Annotated in this window: 1 protein-coding gene; it reads left to right on the top strand. The window is 38.7% G+C overall.

The genetic code is table 11. From position 1 onward, the window contains the following. Nucleotides 1–71: 71 nt before the first annotated feature. On the top strand, nucleotides 72–271 hold a 200-nt coding region (locus E1171_RS00090), incomplete at its 3' end, for a hypothetical protein (protein WP_155202973.1).

Here is a 271-nt window from a genome sequence, read left to right as displayed (position 1 = left end):
AAAAAGCACAGCAGCCAGCCGGGCCGTTAGCAGCAAGTATTCCTAAATAAGGAACAGAGGTAAAAGGAATTATGAAAAAGCAAAAGATTGAGATATGTGCTTATCAAAGCTTTCATCGGAGCGGTATCAATCAAATGATGAACGGTATTGCTTTGGAGTTCGATGAAACAATCTTTTCAAAACCAACAAAAAACACTCCTCTGGTGCCGGATAATTATTGGGTTGCACTCCATGATGATAAGGTTATTGGAACAATCGGGCTAATAATAAA

This window comes from Xanthovirga aplysinae, from assembly GCF_009711365.1.
Classification (GTDB): Bacteria; Bacteroidota; Bacteroidia; order Cytophagales; family Cyclobacteriaceae; genus Xanthovirga; species Xanthovirga aplysinae.
This window is presented reverse-complemented; position numbering and strand designations above follow the sequence as displayed.